The sequence below is a fragment of the Acidobacteriota bacterium genome (assembly GCA_012729555.1).
Lineage (GTDB): Bacteria > Acidobacteriota > UBA6911 > UBA6911 > UBA6911 > UBA6911.
The window spans coordinates 28053-48979 of sequence record JAAYCX010000015.1; the positions used below are offsets into that span (position 1 = coordinate 28053).

Here is a 20927-nt window from a genome sequence, read left to right on the forward strand (position 1 = left end):
GTCCAAAGAGATGCCGGACCAGGGGAGATGGGACCCCCGCGACCAGAGCCCCGCCGAATTTCTGCTCGAGGCCCGCCGTTGGTCGCTCCCCCTCGGCAACGCCCGGCGCTGGCTCGCCCTCCTCATCGGCGGGGGGGAGTGCGGCGTGGAGGAATGCCGCCGGGCCGGCATCCTGCCCCGCCGTCTGCTCGGTGCGGCCGCGGATCTGCCGCGGCTGCGCCTCCAGAGGCGCCTCCTGTCGAAGGATCCGGGGTTTGAAAAACTGGTGTTCGCCACCCCCGACGACAGGGTCGTGGAAACCGTCATCATCCCCCTCCACAAGCCGGGTGCTTTTTCGGTCTGCGTCTCCTCTCAGATCGGCTGCGTCATGGGGTGCAGCTACTGCGCCACCGGGAGGATTCCGGCCCCGAGGGACCTGCGCGGCTGGGAAATCGTCGACCAGTTCCTGCAGGCGCGTGCGATCGTGCGCGGCGCGGGGGGGCGGGTGACGGGGGCCGTTTTCATGGGGATGGGGGAGCCGCTCCTGAATTACGACCGCGTCATGGCGGCGGCCGAACTGCTCAGCTTCCCGGTTCACGCGGCCATCGGCGCCCGGGCGATCACGGTCGGCACCGTGGGCCTGGTCCCTGAAATCGAAAGGTTCACCGCGGAGGGGCGGAAATTCCGGCTCTCGATCAGCCTGGGGGCCGCGACGGATGAAAAACGGAGACTGCTGGTTCCGGCCGCCGCCCGCACCCCGGTCACCGAGGTCATGGCCGCCGCCCGGCGCCACGCCGAGTCCCGGCGCACGCGCGTCATGCTCTCCTACGTCTGCGTCGGCGGCGTCAATGTTTCGGAGGAGGACGCCCGCGCGCTCGGCCGGCTCGTCGGCGACACCCCCGTTCGGCTCGACCTGATCGACGTCTCGGACCCGACCGGCCGTTACGCCCCCCCGGACGCGGCGGAACTCGACGCGTTCCGCGACGCCCTGCGGCGCCACCTGGGACAGCCCGTTGCGAGGCGCTACTCGGGAGGGGGCGACATCAGCGCCGCCTGCGGGTCTTTGGGAGGATCGGGGGGAGGATCGGGGGGAGGATCGGGGGGAGGATCGATGGAATGAGCCCCCTCCCCTGTTTCACTTCCGGCCGTAGTTGCAGAGCCCGTCCTCGCACAGCTTGACCGCCGGCATGCGCAGCGGCTTCTCGTCCAGCCTGATCCCCCCCGCGGGCACCCACCGGTCCACCGAAGCGGTGGCGTAATGGACGTAATCGGTGGTGTGAAAAATCGGGTTGGTCTCCCCCCCCACCACCAGGAAATGGATACCCTCGGGCTTGAGGAACGGGGAGCCCGTCTGGTCGGCCAGCCACCGGCCCAGGCGGTCCGGGTCCTCGAAACCCTCCCCCTCGAGCGTCTTCGCCGCCAGCGGGTCCATGACGAACGTCAGGCTCCCCATGGCGTTCATCGCCCGGGCGCTCGACAGCAACCCTCCGGCGGTCCCCAGCCCCAGGGTCGTCACGTTCCAGCCGCGGAAGATACTGACGGTGCTCTCCGATTCCTTGAACCCCTGCCGGACGTGAAACGGTTTCCAGGGGCTTTTCTCTTCGTTTTCGGCGCAGCACTGGTTGGTGAAGCTCAGCCCGTTGCCTATGGTGGCCATGAAGGTGTCCCCCGCCCGCGCGTCCCCGAAATTGATGCTCATCAGGGTCCAGGCCCTTCCGATCACGGAGTTGGCGTAGTTGAAGGGCCCCAGGGCGCCGACGCCGCTGTTCATGCCGATGGTCCCGGCCACCGGGCCGTTGACCACCACCATGCTCCCGTAGGACCCGGTGGAACTGGGCATGGCGGGGTGCTGCGTGGAGGCGATCGCCAGGATGACGGGGAGATGTTCCGGGCGGGCGCCGGCCATCACGGCGCACACCGCCACCTTCTCGACGGTGTAGTCGTTCAGTTCCTCGTGCGTCGTGATCGACATCCGGCCGACCACCTCCCCGGGGTCGTGGTCGGTCCCGGTGAGCATCTCGGCCACCCTCTCCTCGGTCGGCAGCACGATGGGGAGCCCGTCGGTCCAGCCGTTCTCGAGGAACCGCCGCCGGAGTCCGGCCTCGGTTCCGGGCTCGAGCAAACGCGCCCTTCGGGGCCGCACGGGAACCTCGGGATTCTTCTCCGCCCCGGTCAGCGGCCGGGTGAGCGCATCGACCACCTCTTCCATCAGCCTGCGCCCGGTCACGGGGTCGTCCCCGTGGATATATTCGCGCAGGGTCTCGCGCGGGACCCAGGCGACCGGGTAGGGGGGAAAGGTCCAGCGCAGGTTCATGCCGTGCGACCGCCCGTCCCGCAGGACGTACTCGGCGAAGCGCGCGGTGACGATGGGGGCGGTGGGAACTCCGAACTCCCCTTCCATGGTGCGGGCGAACTCGGCGAGACTCGCCGAGCAGCCGTCTCAACCGCCGACGCCGAAGACCACCCCGTCCGCCTTCTTCTTGAGTTCCACCCAGAGTTCGGGGCTGTCGGAAAAGGCGTTGCCGCTCTTGACGTGCACCACCGTCCTGACGGCGGGCATGTTTTGGCGGAACCACTCCTGCATCTCCTCGAGAAACGCCTTCCCCCCCTCGAAACCGGTGTCCACCAGGTAGATCGTCTTCCCCTCCAGGCTCTCGAGCCTGGGGGCCATCCTGAGGGGGAGCAGTTCGTCGCGCGACATCACCGGCTGGGTTTCGGGGTCGAAGATGGCCATCATGTGCGCCCCCGCCTCCCCGCGCCGGCCGAACCGTCCCGACGGCTGCCCCCGGGGATCGAGCACGGTCAGCATCTTCTCCCCGGCTCCGGCCGAACCGGCCATGAATTTGCAGCCCGCGTGGGTCGCGAGCGACGCCAGCAGGATCGCGCCGCCGATGATTCCAGCCCCGGCATGTCTTCTACGCATGACTTCCCCTCTCCGATGATATGGATACACGCTTCTTCCCCCGGGACGCGCCGGCGAGCGGGCACGGGGGTGCGCCGGCTCAGGAATCCCCCTCGAGCCCCCGGAGCCGGTTCTCCAGGAGCCCCCTCGCCTCGGGCGCCAGCGGGCCGGCGGAGAGCGCGCGCCGGTACAGCTCCCGGGCCTCGGCCGCCTTCCCCTGCCGTTGATAGATATCGCCCAGGAGAAAGACGGCATCGAGATGGGCGGGGGCGTCCCGCACGACCCGCCGCAGCACCCCGGCGGCGCCGGAGGCGTCTCCCCCCTGATCAAGATAGAAAGCGAGCGAATAGCCGTACTGCGCGTTTCCGGGCTGCAATCGATAGGCGCGGCGCAGGTGATCGATCGCCGACTTCGTTTTTCCGGTCCCGGCGTGGATGACGCCCAGGTTGTAGGCGGCGACGGCCGAACCGGGATCGAGCCTGGCCGCCGCCTCGAAGCGGGCTGCGGCCTCGTCGACGCGCCCCATCTCCCCCAGCAGCAGGCCCAGGTTCAGGTTCACCTCCGCGCTGCCCGGCTGCAGCTCGAGCGCCCGGCGCAGGCTCGCTTCCGCCTTGTCGTTCTTCCCGAGCGCGTTATAGGCGAAGGAGACGTTGACCTGGGGCATGATCTCGCGCGGCGCCAGGCGGATGGCCGTCTCGTACAGCTGCGCCGCCCGCCCGTACTCCCCCAGGGAGAAGTGAAAGCCCCCCAGGTTGAAGTGCGAAGCCCAGTGATCGGGACGGGCGTCGAGCGTCGCCTTGAATTCCGCGGCCGCCCGGTCGAAGGCCTCCGCCGTCCCCGGGTCCAGCATTTCCCGCGGCACCGCCGCCAGGGCCGCCGCGGCCCGGATGCGGACCAGGCGCGACGGGTCCCGGACCGCCCCGCCGAGGGCCGCCAGCGCGGGGGCGTCCACGCGGTCCCCGAGTTGTTCGGCCGCGCTCGAGCGCACGAGCGGGGAGGGGTCCGCGAGCGCCCGGACCAGGGCGGGCCACTTCCGCTCGTCGTCGCAGGGCCGGATCAGCCGGATGAGGGAGGCGGCGGACACCGCGTCGCGCTCCTTCGCCCCGAGGTAGGCGAGGATGTCCGGGAGCCTCTTCCAGTCGCGCCGGCGCGCCGCCTCGACCAGCCCGGCCCGGTGGAGGACCGGCGCCTGGTAGTCCCGCTTCCGCCAGCGGCGCACCCACCCGTCCGCCCAGGCGGCGTCCTTCTCCTCGTGGCAGAGGTTACATGCGTTGGGCGATTTCCAGGCCAGGGTCGCCGCGGGGGTGGGGGGGAGCATCGAATGGTCGCTGCGGCGCATGCGGGCGAATTCGGTCATGGGCATGTGGCACGCGATGCAGCGGCTCCCCTCGCTCCCCTGCGGGTGGCGGGAGTGGTCGGCGGCGTTCTTCACGTTTTCGGCATGGCACGGCATGCAGGCCTGGTTCGTGTCCCCGGCCGCGAAGCGGAACCTTCCGCTCGAGGTGTGGCAATGCATGCAGTCGAGCATCCCCGAATTCGCGCACGGGCTCATCAGCCACTGGGTGTAGGTGTAGTTCTCCCCCAGGTCCCGCCCGTCGGGGTGGTAATCGGGGTGCTCGAACAGCCCCAGGTCGAAGTGGTCGAAGAAGTCCTCCCCCGGGACATAGGAAGCGGTCAGCGGGGCGCCCTTGGCGTGGCAGACGGAGCAGGCGCCGCTGGAAGCCTCGCTGCTGTACCGCGGCGGAACGATGACGTCGATTTTGAGGTCCGCAGGGGGCTTCCCCTTCTCCGCGGCGCGGCAGACCCGCACGTGCTCGACGGCGGAGCCGTGGCACGCCTCGCAGTTGATCCCCGGCTCCCGCCAGGCGGAGCGGTAGGTATCGGTCGCGAGGTCGTAGTTGCGCGCAAACTGGCTGACGTGGCACCCCCAGCAGGAGGTGTTGAAGGTGTACTCCGCGTCCCTCCAGTCGACCGTTTCCTCCTCGAGGTCGTGAAAGTGGCGGATCCCGCTGGCGGCGGTGTCGAACCAGGCCTGCCTCCGCACGTCGTAGGCCAGGGGGAGAACCTGCAGCCGGCCGCGCTCCATGGGGGTCAGGAAATAATAGACGTTCTTCCCCCCGAGCGCGTGCTCGAGGGGGTAGTCCCGCTCCCCTTCCGGCCCCTTTTCCCTGACCCGGGCCTGCCGCCCGTCGAATTCCACCCGGTAGTCGGCGTCGCCGATCCTCAGGCCGCCCCCCTGCGGCGTGAGCTTCGTCCGGTAGAGCTCCGCCGTGAACGGCTGCATGGCGAGGCCATGGTGGGAACCGGCCCACAGCTGGTAGAACTTTTCGTGGCACTCGCGGCAGGACTCGCTCCCGGCGTAGCCGGAAGCCTCCGCCTCCCCTCCCCCGGCCGTCCGCGGCGAATCCCCGCGCCGGCATCCGCCCAGGGCCAGGACCGCGGCCAGCGACAGCGCCAGGATCCCCCTTTTCATCTCCAGCCCCCCTTCCCGCCGACGACGGCCAGGACGTCCATTTCGAACAGCAGCTCGTCGCGGCAGATGTCGGCCACGACGACGACGGCCGGCAGGTCGCCGAGCCCCCGTCTCCGGGCGACTGTATCATAGACTTCCAGGTCCGCGCCCTTTTTCAGATAGATCGTCGCCGAGCGGATATCCCGCAAGGTCGCCCCTTCGGCGGCGATCAGCGACCGGACGGCCTCGAACGTCTCCTCCACCTGGGCCCGGGCGTCCCCCGGATGGAGGCTCCGCCCCTCCCCGTCGATGGCCGCCGTCCCGGAAACGAAGATCTGCCGGCTGTCCCTCTCCTCGAGGCAGATTCCCCGGGAAAAGGCGGAGCCGTAGCCCCAGGCGGGCGGCTGCAGCCCCCCCGCGAGCGGGACGACCCGGACATCGCCGGTGACCGCGAGACCATCGGCCGTGCAGAACCCCCCGTCCGGGGTGCGCGCGCCGACGCAGGTGCTGGCCGGAAGATACGCGGGCGGCTCCTTCCCCGAAACGGGGATCAGCCCGGCGGACCGGAACCGGGCGGTGCGCGCGCCGTTCAACCGGTCGTACCCTTCGGAGATGCCGTCGAGCCAGATCCAGGTGCGCACGAGGTCGCGCATGCGGGCCGCACCGGACCCCAGGAGCCGCTCCATCTCCTCGAACGTCGCGGCCGCCTGCTCCTCCCTGCCCCCCCGAACAAAACCGTGGATCCCGGCGAGATGAACATAGGTCGCATCATCCCGTTCCCACACCCGCCCGCGCGGGCCGGTGGCGTCCGCGAGGACCCGGAAGCCGTCTCCGCGGGCCGCGCGGACGGCATGAATCTGGATGCCCGCGAGACCGCTCCCGCGGGGGGGCGCCCCTTCCATATAGGAGAAGGGTCCGGTCGCAAAATGGGGGTGTTTTTCCCGTGCCGCAGCGTAAACCTTGTAACAGTCGAGCGTTCCGAACGCTCGCTCACCCAGCACCCTCATGCCGCGGGCATCGAGGACCGATGCTATGGCCGCGCAGGCGTTTGCCGCGAGCGGGGCGCCGCCGTCGCGGTCGATCCGGGCGGTGATATGGAGCTGATCCGGTCCGGCCTCCATGGTGAAAAGGGCAAATCCATCCATGGTCCCGTATTATGCATAAAACCAATCGAATGAAAAGGACAGGAGCCGTCTGCCCCGGAGCAGGCGGGTCTTTAATGCGCCTTTTCGGCATCGAGGCTGGAGGGGTCGGAATGCTGCAGCTTTCGCTCTCTATCCGCAGGGCAAATCCTGTTCCGGCAATTGACCCTGAAACAAATTCAGGCGATCGCCTATGGGTTTTTTATTGCATTATATTATCTTTTTTGTTATATATCTGCAATGAAATGGCAGTCACTGCTGGAATTGGTCGCTGATGAGCCGGTGTTTTCCTCGGCCCTCCTGTTGTCGGGGAAGTTGTCGGCGCCCCAGGTGCGGCTGCAACTGTCCCGATGGGTGAAGGATGGTCGACTGATTCGACTTCGCCGTGGTTTGTATGCCCTGGCCCCGGTCTGGCGCAAGGTGGAGCCGCATCCGTTCCTGGTCGCCAATCGGCTTCAGCGCGGGTCTTATGTGAGTACACAATCGGCGCTGGCGTATCACGGCATGATTCCCGAATATGTCCCGGTCGTGACCGGCGTCGGCCCGGGCCGTCCCGAAACAGTCCGGAATCCCCTGGGGGCATTCCAGTTCAATCATCTGACATTGCGCCTTCTCTTCGGGTATTCCCAGGTTGAAGTCGCCCCGAGGCAGTTTGCCTTTGTGGCTTCGCCCGAAAAGGCGCTCCTGGACCTGATTCACCTGACCGCCGGTGCGGACTCCGAGAAATATCTCCGGCAATTGAGGCTGCAGAATCCGGCAGCCTTCAACCTGGCGGCCATGAACGAACTGGCCGAACGGAGCGGCAAACCGAAGCTGATCCGTGCTGCCCGCCTTGTCGGACCGTTGCTCGAGGAAGAAAGAGGAGAGTGCCTATGAAGGAGCATCTGCGCCGGCTGGCCTCCGCCGCAGGGAACGATCTTGCCCGCACCTGTCTGGTCCGGGAGTATCTGCAGGCGCGGATCCTGGAAGCGCTGCAGGACACCGGCGCATTTCTCCGATGGGCCTTTCTGGGCGGCACGGCGTTGCGCTTTTTGTTCAGCATCCCGCGATTTTCGGAAGACCTCGATTTTTCTCTCATCGATCCGGAAAAAAACGCTGGTTTTGGATCGGCTGCGGCCGGAATCAAGCGACTTTTTGAGCGGGAAGGCTATTCGATTGACGTAAGGGCGAGTGAGAAAAGGACGGTTTCATCCGCCTGGATCCGCTTTCCCGGGCTCCCCCACGAAATCGGCATTTCCCCCCATGCGGCCCGGGTGCTCTCCGTAAAACTGGAACTGCACACCAATCCTCCTGCGGGAGCGCACATCGTAAATACCGTTGTTCGCCGGCACGTCACGTTGAACCTGTGCCACCATGACCTGTCTTCCCTGCTCGCGGGAAAGATCCACGCGGTTCTCAGTCGCCAATGGACAAAAGGCCGCGATCTCTACGACCTGGTCTGGTACCTCGCCGACCGCGCTTGCCCGGTTCCGAACCTTGACCTCCTGAATGCCGCATTGGCACAAACAGGGTGGAAGGGGCCGCGTATAACGGAAGCTGATTGGCGCGAGCAATTGAGCAGCCGAATCAAGTCCCGGGATTGGGAAAAAGCCCGAGCCGATGTGAAGCCATTCCTGGAGCGCGCACGGGATCTGGACCTGCTGACTAAGGAGGTGCTTCTCAGCCTCCTGAAATGATCCTTTTGGCTCTTTGACAATTGCTCCTTAATGTACACCTCAGCATCAACTATTCTCTGCAGCAAATTCGGGTCTTTGCACTCATGTTTCAAAGCGCAAAGCAGAAGCATGGTAGCCCTAGGATTGCTATCCTCTATAGGAATAATAACAGCGGGATAACTGAATGATAGGCGCATTAGTGATAGAACTCGGTCAAGTCGATCTGGGTTAAGCAATTCCCCTATTTCATACGCCCTAGCGATTGTACGCCCCAGCCAATCACCGCTCCTCACAATACCCTTTTCGACAGGCGAAGCATCCTCCGGTGTCCACGTTTTCATGGAAAATCCGGGGGGCGGCTCTATCCAGTTCTTCACCGTCTCAATATCCGTATTTTTGAGCTGCGACAGGGAATCATTCGCCAGCACCATCCCAGCGATGAAGATCATAATTGCGCAGATTGTGGAATTTGATCGAGAGCATCCCCCTCGCCTTTCAAATACCGACGTGATTCAGTTCTCTCCATTTTTTTGCCTCCTCTAACTGCACCTTAATATAATTTTCTACATCAATGCTCTTTTGGCGCAATTTAATATCTTCATGCTCCTGTTTTTATGCGAAAAGCAGGAGCATCGTCACAGTAGGGGTCTTGCCCTCTTCATTGGTGATAATTGTTGGTACGCTGAATGATAGCCGCCTGAGTGATAGAACTCGCTCCAGCCGGTCTGGATTCCGCAATTCCCTTCTGGGATAAACACGCGCTATCCCTTTTCCTATACTATCTCCACTCCTACTAATACTATTTTCCAAGATTGCAATTCCCTCTGGATACCACTTCTTCATTGGAATCCCAGCTGGCGGTTCAACCCGACTCTTGACTGCATCCATACTAATATAGCACCCACACGAGGATTGATTCGCCACAGCGAATGACGCTTCGCAGATAATAATTGTGAACATAACTCCAATCGCGATCTTCATCATCACCTTCCCTCTCCGAAGGTTCCGAACAGCGAATTCTCAGGTCTCCAATGAACATTTCCTTCACTAAATGAATACATACTAAAATTGTTTTATTACCATTGTTGGGATCAACCGCTTGCATAGGATTGCCATGCCCGGGGTGTTTGCACAACACGCGAGGGACTTCTCGCGTTTCATTGGGCCGTCCTCCCGGCGCGTTCTTTGCGCCGACAGCCTCTGAAACTATCAAATCGCGGCAACCGGAGTCATGCACGCTTGCCAAAATGACACAGCTGATCCGGTCCGGCATCCAGGACAAAAAGGGTGAATCCATCCATGTTCGCGTATTATCCACAAATCGGGCCCAATGGGAAGGATACGGCCGTGTGCGCGGGATCAGGCGAGTATTAAATATGAATTCTCGGCATCCAGGCTGAATGGGCAGCATAAAAGATTGCCCGCGGATCGGAGGGTACCCCGGGACGCATTGCAATACGAGGAACATGCGTTGATCTTGATAGACAAAAGGCTACATTAAAAATTTCAGAATATGAGATCACTAATCCGAGACGCAGGTGTAACAAGTCATCGATTCAGAACACCCGTTTGTGTGCCTCCCGGAGTATCCGGCAAGGGTCGACCTCGGCCCTGCGGATTCCGGAAGGATAGGAAGGATCAGCCGCCGTTTTCATACAGGCGCCGGTATTCTTTTTCCCCTCCCCCCTTCTGATCTGTCTTATTATGTCGAATGCGAAAGCACCATCTTGACTTTGAGGGGCATTTTAACCGAAGATCGGGGCGGTCAAGATGCATTTTTGCCACACCGGTTTTGTGCCAGCTTTCGTGGCGCCCCTTATTGGAAACACGGTGCATTGACAGACGGCATTCATGGCGGGCCGCTGCTCATTTCACCTATAGTGCTGTGTTTTGAGGTAATTTTTTTTCGATTTAATTGAATTCAGAATTCGATCAACTGGGTTAACGGTTTGAGTTCGCTTTCGATTGGAGAAATATCTTGAAAAAGAATTCTATTTCGTGTGCTTCCGCCATCCTGCTTTTTGGGTTATGCCTTCTTTTCCTGCAGCTAATCACGGGCTGTAGCTCTTCGAAGGCGTCGGCGCCGGCCGCCTCAAATCCAGTTCCATCGATTACCAGTTTATCGTCCAACGTTGCTGCCGGAATTCCGGATATAATTTTGCGAGTAACTGGAAAAGGTTTCATTCGCAGCTCCATAGTGCGTTGGAACGGCAGCAACCGAACAACTACCTATATAAGCGACACACAGTTGGATGCCTCCATTCCAGCTGCCGACATCGCAACGCCAATCACCGTGGCTATAACAGTTTTTAATCCCGGTCCAGGAGGCGGGACTTCGAACTCCGCCAGTTTTTCCATCAACGCTACGGGACCAGCCATTTCTTCCCTTAGCTCCTCCAGTGCGGTTGCTGGCTCCGCATCCTTCATTGTAACCGTCACCGGGAGAGGATTTTCATCATCTATGGTAATGCGCTGGAACGGTTCCGCTCGGCCAACGGTGGTTTTGAGCGCCTCTCAATTACAGTCCATCATCTATTATAGCGATATGGAGACGGCCGGCACTTATGCGATAACAGTGTATTCGTCCTCGCAGGATGTCACTTCCAATGCAATCCCTTTCACCGTTACCAATCCTTTGCCGGTAATTTCCAATCTAAGTTCTGCGTCCGCCGCAGTGAACGATGAAACTATAATAGACGTTATGGGATATGGTTTTCTTTCGACATCCGCAGTCTATGTGGATGGATCCAGTTATCCGACAGGCTTTATCAATCAATCGAGACTTCAGGTCACCATTCCCGCCGGCGTCCTTTCACTTGCCAATCCATCAACCGTGAGGGTTGTTAATCCCGCTCCCGGCGGCGGATCCTCACAATCCATAATGCTATATTCGTATCTAAGCCTGCAAGCCCGGGACATGGTCTACGATCCATTTACGCGATTAATCTACGCCTCCGTTTCCGGCACCGCCGGAGCCATCGGCAATACTATTACTGAAATCGATCCGGAAGCAGGCACGATTGGGCGCTCCTTCTACATCGGGAGCGAACCTGGAAAGCTGGCCATCAGCAGCGATGGAAAGCTCATCTATGCATCATTGGATGGCGCTGCCGCAGTACGCGTTTTCGACATACCCTCACGCACCCCTGGATTGCAATTTTCTCCTGGGAGCGACTCCCAACGTGGCCCGCTCTATGCTGAAGATATTGCGATTATGCCCGAAAATAACGGCACCATCGCTTTATCCAGGAAGTATAAAGGACTTTCACCCCGGCACGCCGGCGTAGCGATATACGACAATGGCATTATGCGGCCTCAGGCTACTGCTTCGCACACGGGGAGCAATGCCATTGAATTCTCTGCTTCAGCCTCCACCCTATACGGATACAACAATGAAAGTTCAGGTTTTGGATTCCGAAAGATGTGGGTGGACGATTCTGGAGTTACGATAACCAGCGTTTCCCAAGATATCCTCAGCGGCTATGGGGCCGATATAAAGTTTGAAAATGGCCGCATTTATTCCACAACCGGATTGGTTTTCGATCCGGAGACGTTGGATTTGCTTGGTACTTATGCATTGCCGGATCCCGCAGATAATTTGCCACAACTTGACTCATCCATTGGTCGGACCTTTTTTCTGGTTGATTCATTTTCAAGTGGTAAAAAGGAACTTTTGGCATTTGATCAAAACACCTTCGCCTCACTCGGTTCGCAGGAGATTGCGGGCGTCTCAGGATCCATTATCAGCTTTATTCGTTGGGGGACAAACGGGGTAGCTTTGCTGACCGACGGCGGTCAGCTGTTCGTGCTTCGCAGCGACCTTGTCCTGCCTATTGATTCCGCAGCGTATACGCCTGGCTTATCAGCGCTCAGCAAAAATGCAGAAAGAGGCGGAGGGAATTTTTTCCTGACTATATATGGCGCTGGCTTTGTGCCCGGAGCGGTGGCATGGCTGAACGGCGAGGAGCGGACCACCAGTTATATCAGCGATACCGAGTTGCGTGTGGCCATACCATCTGCGGACATCCAAGAGACAGGCTCCGCTGCAATCATGGTATCCAACCCGGGAGTTATGGGGATACCGTCTAATCACTTGATCCTGAAGATCGAGTAACTAATCCGTAATTCAAAAGTTGCATTATGAAGCGCCCTTTTTGCTTTGCACCCGGGATGAATAAATCATTGTTTCTTCCGATCCTCAAAAAAGTCTAGGGCTGTCAGTTGCTAAAATCGGTTATTAATCAAACACTGGCGGAGCTGCTCCCCAAAATTCGGTCAGGAAATTAGGGTGGAAAATCCTTGCCTCCGGACAAGGCGAGACAATGGCAACGAAAAAGCGAAGACAGTTTACAGCGGAATTCAAAGACCGAGTAGCAATAGAAGCCGTAAAGGGACAAAAGACCATCCAGGAAATAGCTTCTCATTACCAAGTGCATCCGAACATGGTTACGATCTGGAAGCGTCAGGCTCTGGCCGAATTGCCGAAGGTTTTCTCGTCGCTATCTGCCCGAGAGGCTTGCCGAACGAATCGTATTCTATCGTCCGGATGATGCTGCCGGCGCTGGATGCAAGTGCCCGGGCGCTACCCCGAAGATCCGTCAGGAAAAAGACCGGGCTCGAGCTTCCCTGTTGGCACCACGGCTTGTTATCTATCCCCGGACCATTCTCGTAACACACAAGGCTTCCATCGCTGTTCTCCTCCAGCACCACGTGATCGCCGTCATAGGTGTATCGCGTCCATTCCGATCCCCTGATTCGCGCTTTAGGGCAATCACAGGCAAAGTCATGCCTTTTGGGGCGGGATTCGAAAAATTGAATTCCTGTATGTAGTTGATTTTGCTGGTGCCGAAGGAGGGGGTCGAACCCTCATGCCCGCAAGGGGCGCGGGATTTTGAGTCCCGTGCGTCTGCCAGTTCCGCCACTTCGGCCCGGCGGCGGTTTCCCGCCGCGGTTTGGGCGCCCATAGTAGCCCATCGGCTCCTCCAGAGTCAATCGACACAAACGGGAGCGAAGGGGGGCGGTTTGCCCGGGGAACGATTTTCTGATATAATGGCTGGCTTCCGGAGGTATTATGGATTTTCGCATTGGTGAAAAAGTCGTCTATCCCAACCACGGAGTGGGCATTATCGAAGAAGTCAGCAGCCGCGACGTCAACGGCACCGCCGAGCAGTTCTACATGCTCCGGATCCACGCCAACTCCTCCCTCGTCATGGTCCCCACCGCCAACGTCAAGAACGTCGGGTTGCGCCGCATCATCAAGAAGAACGACGTGGACGGGCTCTACAAGCTCCTGAACGAGGATTTCTTCGAACCGGAAGCGGACTGGAAGGGGCGCTACAAGGACCATTCCGAAAAGATGCGCACCGGGTCGATCTTCCAGGTCGCCGAGGTGCTCAAGAACCTCGTCTTTCTCAGCTACCGCAAGAGCCTGTCGTTCCGCGAAAAGAAGATGCTGGACCGGGCCAAGCAGCTCATCATCAGCGAGGTGGCCACGGTCCGGAGCCTGAACGAGAAATCCGTCGAGGAACAGATCGATCGCATTCTTTCCGAGGCCTATTCACGTTCCGTGAAGACCTCCGAATAGCCTTGTCTCCGCTGCTGCTCTATTTCGTTCTCCTGCTTTTTTTCATCGTCCTGTCGACCTTCTTCTCGGCGGCGGAAACGGCCTTCATCGCCGTCAACCGGCTCAAGCTCAAGTACCAGGCGGAATCGGGGGACCGGCAGGCCGAGGCCATCCACCGGATCGTGTCCAACCCCGACCGGCTGCTGGGCGTCATCCTGCTGGGGGTGACGGTGGCCGAAATCGCCGCCGCCGGGATCGCCACCTCGATCGTCACCTCCTATTTCTCCGATCAATACGCGGAGATCGCCGGCCTCGTCGGGTCCTTCGTCTTCGCCTTCATCATCCTGATCTTCTGCGAACTGACCCCCAAGATCGTCGCGGCGGCGCACCCGGAGACCCTCTCCCGCAGGCTCCTCCCCCCGGTCCGGTTTTTCCTCGCCGTCCTGAACCCCTTCGCGCGGATGGCCGCCTGGATGGCCAACGGCCTCGTCCGCCTTTTCGGGCTGAACCCGAAGGGGAGCCCCTTCGCCCAGAGCCTCAGCGAAGAGGAGATCAAGGCGATGATCGCCGGCTCCAGCGAGGCGAGCGTGCCGGACGAAAAGAAGCTGATGCTCTACAACATCTTCGAGATCGGGGCGACCCAGATCCGCGAGATCATGATCCCCCGGGGCGAGGTCACGGCCATCGATATCAGCGAGGAGCCGGCGAAGATCCTGGACATCGTCATTCAGACCCACTACTCCCGGATCCCCGTGTACCGCGGCAATTTCGACAACCCGATCGGCATCCTCAACGTCAAGGACCTGCTCCCCTACGTCCGGAAATCGAACCTGGAGATCGCCATCCGGACGCTGCTGCGCCCGGTGCACTTCGTCCCCGACAGCGCCCGGCTCGACATCGTCCTGCGCCGGCTGCAGTCGATGCACCTGCACATGGCCATCGTGGTGGACGAATACGGGGGGGTGGAGGGGATCGTCACGCTCGAGGACCTGCTCGAGGAGATCGTGGGCGAAATCCGCGACGAGCACGACACGGAAACCGAGGCCGTCAGGCAGCTGGGCCCGCACCTCTACAGCGTGGCGGGGAACCTGCCCATCCGCGATTTCAACCGCTATTTCGACGAGAAGCTCCCGGAAACGCCCAGGTATGCCACCCTGGCGGGTTTTCTCGAATCGCTGACCGGGCGGCTGCTGCTCGAGGGGGAAACCGTGCGCTACGAAAACCTGGTCCTCACCATCGAGAAGGCGGAAGGGTTCCGCATCGTCTCCGTGCGGGTGCGGACCTCGTCGTGACCCCCGGGGGCGGCGCTCAGCCGGCCACTTCCCCGAAGGCTTCCCGCGCCAGCTCTATCGTGGCCTTGATGTCGCTTTTCGTGTGGGCCAGCGACAGGAAACCGGTCTCGAACTGGGACGGCGGGAAATAGACCCCCCGCCGGAGCATGGCGTGGAAGAACCGGGCGTACCGTTCGGTATCGGAGGTCTTGGCCGTCTGGAAATCCCTGACGTCCGTTTCGGTGAAAAAGACCGTGAACATCGACCCGATGGAGTTGATCCGGACCGGGACGCCGGCGTCCCCGGCCGCCTTCTTCAGGCCGACCACCAGGGAGGCGGTCATGGCCGCCAGTTTCGCGTACACTCCCTCCTTCTTCAGGGCCCCCAGCGCCGCGATGCCGGCCGAAACCGCCAGGGGGTTCCCCGAAAGCGTCCCCGCCTGGTAGACGGGCCCCTCCGGGGCCACCCATTTCATGATGGAGCGGTGGCCGCCGTAGGCGCCCACCGGGAGCCCGCCGCCGATGACCTTCCCCAGGCAGGTGAGGTCGGGCTTGACCCTGAGCAGCGCCTGGGCGCCCCCGTACAGGAGCCGGAACCCGGTGATCACCTCGTCGAAGATCAGCAGGGCGCCGTGCTCGCGCGTGAGCTTGCGCAGGCGCTGGAGAAATCCCTGCGCGGGGGGGACGATCCCCATGTTGCCGGCCACCGGCTCGATGATGACGGCGGCGACCTCCGACCGGTTCAGGTCGAGGACCTGGTGCACCGCGTCGATGTCGTTGTAAGGAATGGAGATGGTGGAACTGCAGTCCTGGGGCAGGACGCCGAGGCTGTCCGGGAGCCCGAGCGTAGCCACCCCCGACCCCGCCTTCACCAGCAGGCTGTCCACGTGCCCGTGGTAGCAGCCGTCGAACTTGACGATCTTGTTGCGTCCCGTGAAGGCGCGCGCAAGCCGGACGGCGCTCATGGTCGCCTCGGTGCCCGAGTTCACCAGCCGGACCTTTTCGATGGAGGGGACGGCCTCGGTGATCATCTCCGCCAGGACGACCTCGTTCTCGGTGGGCGCGCCGTAGCTGGTACCCAGCCCGATCTGCCGCCGCAGGGCGCCGATCACGGGCGCCGGGGCGTGCCCCAGGATGAGGGGGCCCCAGGAGCCAAGGTAGTCGATGTAGGTGTTCCCGTCCACGTCGGTAACGCGGCTCCCTTTCCCCGACCGGATGAACCGGGGGTCCCCGCCGACGCTGCGGAAGGCGCGCACGGGGCTGTTCACCCCCCCGGGGATTCGTTTCTGCGCGCGGGAAAACAACTCCTTGGATCGATCGTTCACGAGCCTGGCTCCAATCTGAAAAAGTCGGGTTAGGACAATATTTCCGCGGCCTCTTTGGCGAAGTAGGTCAGGATGATATCGGCGCCCGCGCGCCGGATGCCGATCAGGGATTCCATCATGGTGCGCGGCAGGTCGAGCCACCCCATCCGCCCGGCCGCCACCAGGGCGGAGTATTCGCCGCTGACCTGGTAGGCCGCCAGGGGGATGGAGTAGCGGTCCCGGGCCATCCGGAGGATGTCCAGGTAGGGGCCGGCGGGCTTCACCATGATGATGTCGGCCCCTTCACCGATGTCGAGATCGATCTCGCGCAGGGCTTCGCGTGCGTTGGCGGGGTCCATCTGGTGGCTGCGCCGGTCCCCGAACGCCGGGGCCGAACCGGCCGCCTCGCGGAACGGGCCGTAGTAACCCGACGCGTACTTCACCGCGTAGGACATGATCGGGGTGTTCTGGAAGCCATGGGCGTCCAGCAGCGAACGGATGGCGCCCACCCTCCCGTCCATCATGTCCGAGGGGGCGATCATGTCCGAGCCCGCCCCGGCCTGGGACAGGGCTGTCCGGGCCAGCAGCTCGAGGGTCTCGTCGTTGAGGATCTCCCCGCCGGAGACGACGCCGCAGTGGCCGTGGGAGGTGTATTCGCAGAGGCAGACGTCGGAAATCAGGACGATGCCCGGGACCTCGCGCTTGAGGGCCCGGAGCGCCTGCTGCACGATCCCCTCGTCGTCCCAGGCCCCGCTCCCGTGATCGTCCTTCTTGTCGGGGACCCCGAAGAGCATGACGCCGCCGATGCCGAGCGATTTCACCGCCCGGACCTCCTCCACGAGGGTGTCCACGGACCAGTGGTAGTTCCCCGGCATCGCGGAGATCTCCTTTTTCACCCCCTCGCCGGGACAGACGAAGAGGGGATACACCAGCTGTTCGGGCGACAACCTGGTTTCCGCCACCATCCCCCGGATCAGGCTGCTGCGGAGCCTTCGCGGACGGTTTTCCGGAAAGGACATGAAGCCACTCCCTTTCAAAAAGAGGGCCGGCCGGCAAAGACCGGGTCGACCCGCGAAAAAGGAGGATTATATCACGGCGACGGGCCGAGGGGAGCGCCCCATTTGGCCCGTTCTCATCGGTCCGGATTTGTGGTAGAAGTGGGGCGATGGGGACACATATTCCACCCGGGGGGGGGCACGCCCTCGAGCGCCGGGTCCGAAGGACCATCGAGGCCCATGAGATGCTGGCCGGGGGGGAGCACGTCCTGGTCGCCGTCAGCGGGGGGGCCGACAGCGTGGCGCTGCTCCACTGCCTCGTCGCCCTCTCGCCCGAATACGATCTCAGGCTGACGGTGGCGCACCTCAACCACCGGATCCGGGGGGAGGAGGCCGACGCCGACGCCGACTTCGTCCGCCGGATGAGCCTCGAGCTGGGTCTTCGGTGCATCGCCAAAACCGTGGAGGTCCGGCGGCAGGCGGAACTCGCCGGACGGAACCTGGAGGAGCATGCGCGCAGGGTGCGTTACGGCTTTCTCCGCGGCGCGGCGCGCCGCGTGGGGGCCGGAAAGATCGCCGTCGGCCACAACCTGAACGACCAGGCGGAAACCGCGCTCTTCCGCTTCCTCCGGGGAAGCGGGATCGAAGGGCTCGCGGCCATGGCTCCCGTGGCCGACGGCCTCGTGATCCGCCCCTTGCTGGACTGCGGCCGCGGGCTGATCGTCGACTACCTCGAGCGGCGCGGGATCGGCCACAGGGAGGACGCCTCCAACGGCGACCTCCGCTACGCGCGCAACCGGCTCCGTCATGAAACCCTCCCCTCCCTCCGGAGCCGCTACAACCCCCGCCTCGTCCCCGCCCTGGCGCGCCAGGCGCGGATGGTGCGGGAGGTGTGGGATTACGTCCGGTCGCAGGCCTCGGAAGCCTCAGACGGCATCCTCCGCACCTCCGGGGGGGAGGTCGTGCTCGAGATCCCCCCCCTGGCCCGGCTCCACCCCGCTCTGAGGAAAGAGGTGGTGCGGCGCGCGCTGCGCGAGTGCCTGGGGTCGCTGCGCGGGATCGGATCGGTTCATATCGAGGGGATCCTGGCCCTGTGCGCCGGCCGGGGGGAGAGCCGCCAGGCCCAGCTTCCGCGCGGCGCCCGGGCGATCCGCCAGTTCGACACCCTGACGCTTTCCGGGCGGCCCCCTTCGGAAACGCTCGGGTACGCCTACCCGCTCGCGGTGCCGGGCGAATGCCTCCTCCGGGAAACGGGGGTGACATTCCGGGCTTCCGCCTGCCAGGCCCCGTCACCTGGGACGCCGGCACCCCGTTCCCGTGCCTTCATCGACCCCTCGACCCTCCCCGGCCCCCTGACGGTCCGGTCGCGGGCACCGGGGGACCGGTACGGGGGGGAGGGGCACCGGAAGGTCAAGCGGATGCTGATCGACGCCAGGGTCCCGCGCCTCGAGCGCTCCCGCCTGGCGATGGTGGCCTCCGGCGACGCCGTCGTCTGGATCCCCGGCTTCCGGCCCGCCCGCCGGCACGAGGCCGCGCCGGGCACCCCCTGCATCATGCTCGAGAGGATCCCCGCCGCGGTGGAACCTGGACTTTTCTAATGTATCCTCAATCTTATATTTATCGCGGGGGCTCTGGTATACTGTCATAGAGGGAACTATGCCCCGCGGAAGCGGGGTGTAGCTTCGGCCGGGCGCCGGCCGAAGGTCCCGATTGGAGGTTTTTCTATTGAACAGCAACATGAAGAACATTCTGGTGTGGCTGGCGGTAGCCGCTTCGCTGATCGTGCTGTGGCAGATCCTGGTCAATGTCCGCGACGTGAATATCGAGGACAAGGATTTCACCACCTTCTACCGGGACATGACGGCCAAGAAGGTGAAGTCGGTCCGGATCATGGGCGAGGACCTCGAAGGCGAAGAGGTCGGCGGAAGGAAATTCAAGACCACCATCCCGGCCGAAGGCGCCTGGGACCTGGTCCAGGACCTCAACCAGAACGGGGTTGCCGTAAAAGTGGAGAGAACCTCCCACGGGTCGCTGATGTCGATCTTCCTCACCTCCTGGCTCCCCCTCATCCTGCTGCTGGGCTTCTGGATATTCCTGATGCGCCAGATGCAGAGCGGGGGGAACAAGGCGCTCTCGTTCGGCAAGAGCCGGGCCCGGCTCATGTCCAGCCAGCAGAAGAAGGTGACGTTCAAGGATGTCGCCGGGGTGGAGGAAGCCAAGGAAGAGCTGACCGAGATCATCGAGTTTCTCAAGGAGCCGCAGAAATTCCAGAAGCTGGGAGGCCGCATCCCCAAGGGCGTCCTCCTGATGGGCCCCCCGGGGACGGGGAAGACCCTGCTGGCCCGGGCCATCGCCGGGGAAGCCAACGTCCCCTTTTTCTCCATCAGCGGGTCGGACTTCGTGGAGATGTTCGTGGGGGTGGGCGCCAGCCGGGTGCGCGACCTCTTTGAACAGGGGAAGAAGAACGCGCCCTGCATCATCTTCATCGACGAAATCGACGCCGTGGGTCGGCACCGCGGCGCCGGGCTCGGCGGAGGGCACGATGAAAGGGAGCAGACGCTCAACCAACTGCTCGTGGAGATGGACGGATTCGAGTCCAACGACGGCGTCATCCTGATCGCCGCCAGCAACCGCCCCGACGTCCTGGATCCGGCGCTGCTCAGGCCCGGCCGCTTCGACCGCCAGGTGGTCGTCCCGCTCCCCGATATCCGCGGACGCGAGGGGATCCTGAAGGTCCATACCCGAAAGATCCCGATATCGGACGACGTGAACGTTTCGGTGATCGCCCGCGGCACCCCGGGCTTCTCCGGCGCCTCCCTGGCGAACCTCGTGAACGAAGCCGCCCTCAACGCCGCCCGGTACAACCGCAAGACGGTCGTGATGAGCGATTTCGAGGGGGCCAAGGACAAGGTCCTGATGGGCAAGGAACGCAGGTCCATGGTCCTCACCGAAAAGGAGAAGAAGGTCACGGCCTACCACGAGGCGGGACACGCCCTGGTGGCCTACCTGATCCCCGGAACCGACCCGGTGCACAAGGTCACCATCATCCCTCGCGGCATGGCTCTCGGGCTGACGCAGCAGCTCCCCGAAGCCGACAAGCACAACTACACCCGGGAGTACATCGAGGGACAGATCGCCATCCTCATGGGCGGGCGGTGCGCCGAAAAGATGTTCCTGGACCAGGAAACGACCGGGGCGGCCAACGACATCGAGGTCGCCACGGAGCGCGCGCGCAAGATGGTGACCGAATGGGGGATGAGCCCGGCCATGGGGCCGCTGACCTTCGGAAAGAAGGAGGAACAGATCTTCCTGGGCCGTGAAATCTCCCAGCACCGCGATTACAGCGAGGACACCGCCATCCGGATCGACCAGGAGGTCAAGCGGATCGTGGAGGAGGGATACGGCCACGCCGCCAGGATCCTCGAGGAAAACAGGGACACCCTCGTGCGGCTGGCCGAGGCGCTGCTGGAATACGAGACCCTGGACATCATCGAGATCGAGGCCATCATCAAGGGGCAGCCGATCAAGCCCAGGACCGGCGTCCCATCCGATCCCGACCCCGAGGGGACCGCGACCCGGGAAAAGGAGCCCGGAGGCTCCCCCCGCCCGCACCTGATGAACCCCGAAGGCAAGCCGGCGCCGGCCTAGCCGGCCCGGCCTCCTGC

At 62.8% G+C, this 20927-nt stretch carries 15 protein-coding genes and 1 tRNA gene; 9 read left to right on the plus strand and 7 right to left on the minus strand.

What is annotated here, in order from left to right:
- The first annotated feature begins 10 nt into the window (after positions 1-10).
- Complete coding sequence (locus GXY47_04415; GenBank protein ID NLV30380.1) at positions 11-1099, plus strand: radical SAM protein; 1089 nt, start codon at positions 11-13, stop codon at positions 1097-1099.
- A 15-nt stretch (positions 1100-1114) separates the two neighbouring features.
- On the opposite strand, the gene GXY47_04420 is transcribed toward GXY47_04415, so the two are convergent.
- The 4 genes from GXY47_04420 to GXY47_04435 all read right to left on the minus strand — a co-directional run bounded on the left by GXY47_04420 (position 1115) and on the right by GXY47_04435 (position 6478).
- Positions 1115-2380 (minus strand): hypothetical protein, encoded by a 1266-nt coding sequence (locus GXY47_04420; GenBank protein NLV30381.1) that lies wholly within the window; start codon positions 2378-2380, stop codon positions 1115-1117.
- 39 nt (positions 2381-2419) lie between these two features.
- Positions 2420-2902: a hypothetical protein gene (locus GXY47_04425; GenBank protein NLV30382.1), complete on the minus strand. Its 483-nt coding sequence runs from the start codon at positions 2900-2902 to the stop codon at positions 2420-2422.
- A 79-nt stretch (positions 2903-2981) separates the two neighbouring features.
- On the minus strand, positions 2982-5354 hold the full coding sequence (locus GXY47_04430; protein ID NLV30383.1) for a tetratricopeptide repeat protein: 2373 nt from the start codon (positions 5352-5354) through the stop codon (positions 2982-2984).
- Positions 5351-6478, minus strand: a complete 1128-nt coding sequence (locus tag GXY47_04435) for a hypothetical protein (GenBank protein ID NLV30384.1) — start codon at positions 6476-6478, stop codon at positions 5351-5353. Before GXY47_04435 ends, GXY47_04430 begins: the two co-directional genes overlap by 4 nt.
- Positions 6479-6637: 159 nt before the next feature.
- On the opposite strand from GXY47_04435, the gene GXY47_04440 reads away from it, so the two are divergent.
- The 4 genes from GXY47_04440 (at position 6638) to GXY47_04455 (ending at position 12680) form a co-directional block, all read left to right on the plus strand.
- Complete coding sequence (locus GXY47_04440) at positions 6638-7351, plus strand: hypothetical protein (GenBank protein NLV30385.1); 714 nt, start codon at positions 6638-6640, stop codon at positions 7349-7351.
- A complete protein-coding gene (locus GXY47_04445; GenBank protein ID NLV30386.1) occupies positions 7348-8151 on the plus strand; it encodes a nucleotidyl transferase AbiEii/AbiGii toxin family protein in 804 nt (267 codons plus the stop codon). Before GXY47_04440 ends, GXY47_04445 begins: the two co-directional genes overlap by 4 nt.
- 1957 nt (positions 8152-10108) lie before the next feature.
- Positions 10109-12244 carry a hypothetical protein gene (locus tag GXY47_04450; protein NLV30387.1) on the plus strand — a complete coding sequence of 712 codons (2136 nt, stop codon included), beginning with the start codon at positions 10109-10111 and terminating at the stop codon, positions 12242-12244.
- A gap of 208 nt (positions 12245-12452) precedes the next feature.
- Positions 12453-12680 carry a transposase gene (locus GXY47_04455; protein NLV30388.1) on the plus strand — a complete coding sequence of 76 codons (228 nt, stop codon included), beginning with the start codon at positions 12453-12455 and terminating at the stop codon, positions 12678-12680.
- Positions 12681-12970: 290 nt separating this feature from the next.
- Here the strand turns inward: GXY47_04455 and GXY47_04460 are convergent.
- Positions 12971-13058: transfer RNA gene (locus GXY47_04460), tRNA-Leu, on the minus strand.
- A gap of 143 nt (positions 13059-13201) precedes the next feature.
- Between GXY47_04460 and GXY47_04465 the strand changes: the two genes are divergently transcribed.
- Positions 13202-13714, plus strand: coding sequence for a CarD family transcriptional regulator (locus GXY47_04465; GenBank protein NLV30389.1), 513 nt, complete (start codon positions 13202-13204; stop codon positions 13712-13714).
- A 2-nt stretch (positions 13715-13716) separates the two neighbouring features.
- Complete coding sequence (locus tag GXY47_04470; protein ID NLV30390.1) at positions 13717-14985, plus strand: HlyC/CorC family transporter; 1269 nt, start codon at positions 13717-13719, stop codon at positions 14983-14985.
- 16 nt (positions 14986-15001) lie between these two features.
- On the opposite strand, the gene hemL is transcribed toward GXY47_04470, so the two are convergent.
- Together hemL and hemB are read right to left on the minus strand one after the other, a co-directional pair.
- Positions 15002-16303 carry a glutamate-1-semialdehyde 2,1-aminomutase gene (gene hemL / locus GXY47_04475; protein NLV30391.1) on the minus strand — a complete coding sequence of 434 codons (1302 nt, stop codon included), beginning with the start codon at positions 16301-16303 and terminating at the stop codon, positions 15002-15004.
- Between the two features lie 14 nt (positions 16304-16317).
- Positions 16318-17286, minus strand: a complete 969-nt coding sequence (gene hemB, locus GXY47_04480) for a porphobilinogen synthase (GenBank protein ID NLV30392.1) — start codon at positions 17284-17286, stop codon at positions 16318-16320.
- Positions 17287-17432: 146 nt separating this feature from the next.
- Here hemB and tilS point away from each other — a divergent pair, with 146 nt between their 5' ends.
- A complete protein-coding gene (gene tilS, locus GXY47_04485; protein NLV30393.1) occupies positions 17433-18860 on the plus strand; it encodes a tRNA lysidine(34) synthetase TilS in 1428 nt (475 codons plus the stop codon).
- A 127-nt stretch (positions 18861-18987) separates the two neighbouring features.
- Positions 18988-20910, plus strand: a complete 1923-nt coding sequence (locus GXY47_04490) for an ATP-dependent metallopeptidase FtsH/Yme1/Tma family protein (protein ID NLV30394.1) — start codon at positions 18988-18990, stop codon at positions 20908-20910.
- Positions 20911-20927 lie beyond the last annotated feature (17 nt).

What these genes read in the sequence shown, in the direction of transcription:
- GXY47_04465 (NLV30389.1), top strand. Translation starts at nt 13,202, where the DNA reads ATGGATTTTCGCATTGGTGAAAAAGTCGTCTATCCCAACCACGGAGTG.
- GXY47_04445 (NLV30386.1), top strand. Translation starts at nt 7,348, where the DNA reads ATGAAGGAGCATCTGCGCCGGCTGGCCTCCGCCGCAGGGAACGATCTT.
- GXY47_04455 (NLV30388.1), top strand. Translation starts at nt 12,453, where the DNA reads ATGGCAACGAAAAAGCGAAGACAGTTTACAGCGGAATTCAAAGACCGA.
- GXY47_04435 (NLV30384.1), bottom strand. Translation starts at nt 6,478, where the DNA reads ATGGATGGATTTGCCCTTTTCACCATGGAGGCCGGACCGGATCAGCTC.
- GXY47_04415 (NLV30380.1), top strand. Translation starts at nt 11, where the DNA reads ATGCCGGACCAGGGGAGATGGGACCCCCGCGACCAGAGCCCCGCCGAA.
- GXY47_04430 (NLV30383.1), bottom strand. Translation starts at nt 5,354, where the DNA reads ATGAAAAGGGGGATCCTGGCGCTGTCGCTGGCCGCGGTCCTGGCCCTG.
- GXY47_04420 (NLV30381.1), bottom strand. Translation starts at nt 2,380, where the DNA reads ATGGAAGGGGAGTTCGGAGTTCCCACCGCCCCCATCGTCACCGCGCGC.
- hemB (NLV30392.1), bottom strand. Translation starts at nt 17,286, where the DNA reads ATGTCCTTTCCGGAAAACCGTCCGCGAAGGCTCCGCAGCAGCCTGATC.
- tilS (NLV30393.1), top strand. Translation starts at nt 17,433, where the DNA reads ATGGGGACACATATTCCACCCGGGGGGGGGCACGCCCTCGAGCGCCGG.
- GXY47_04425 (NLV30382.1), bottom strand. Translation starts at nt 2,902, where the DNA reads ATGCGTAGAAGACATGCCGGGGCTGGAATCATCGGCGGCGCGATCCTG.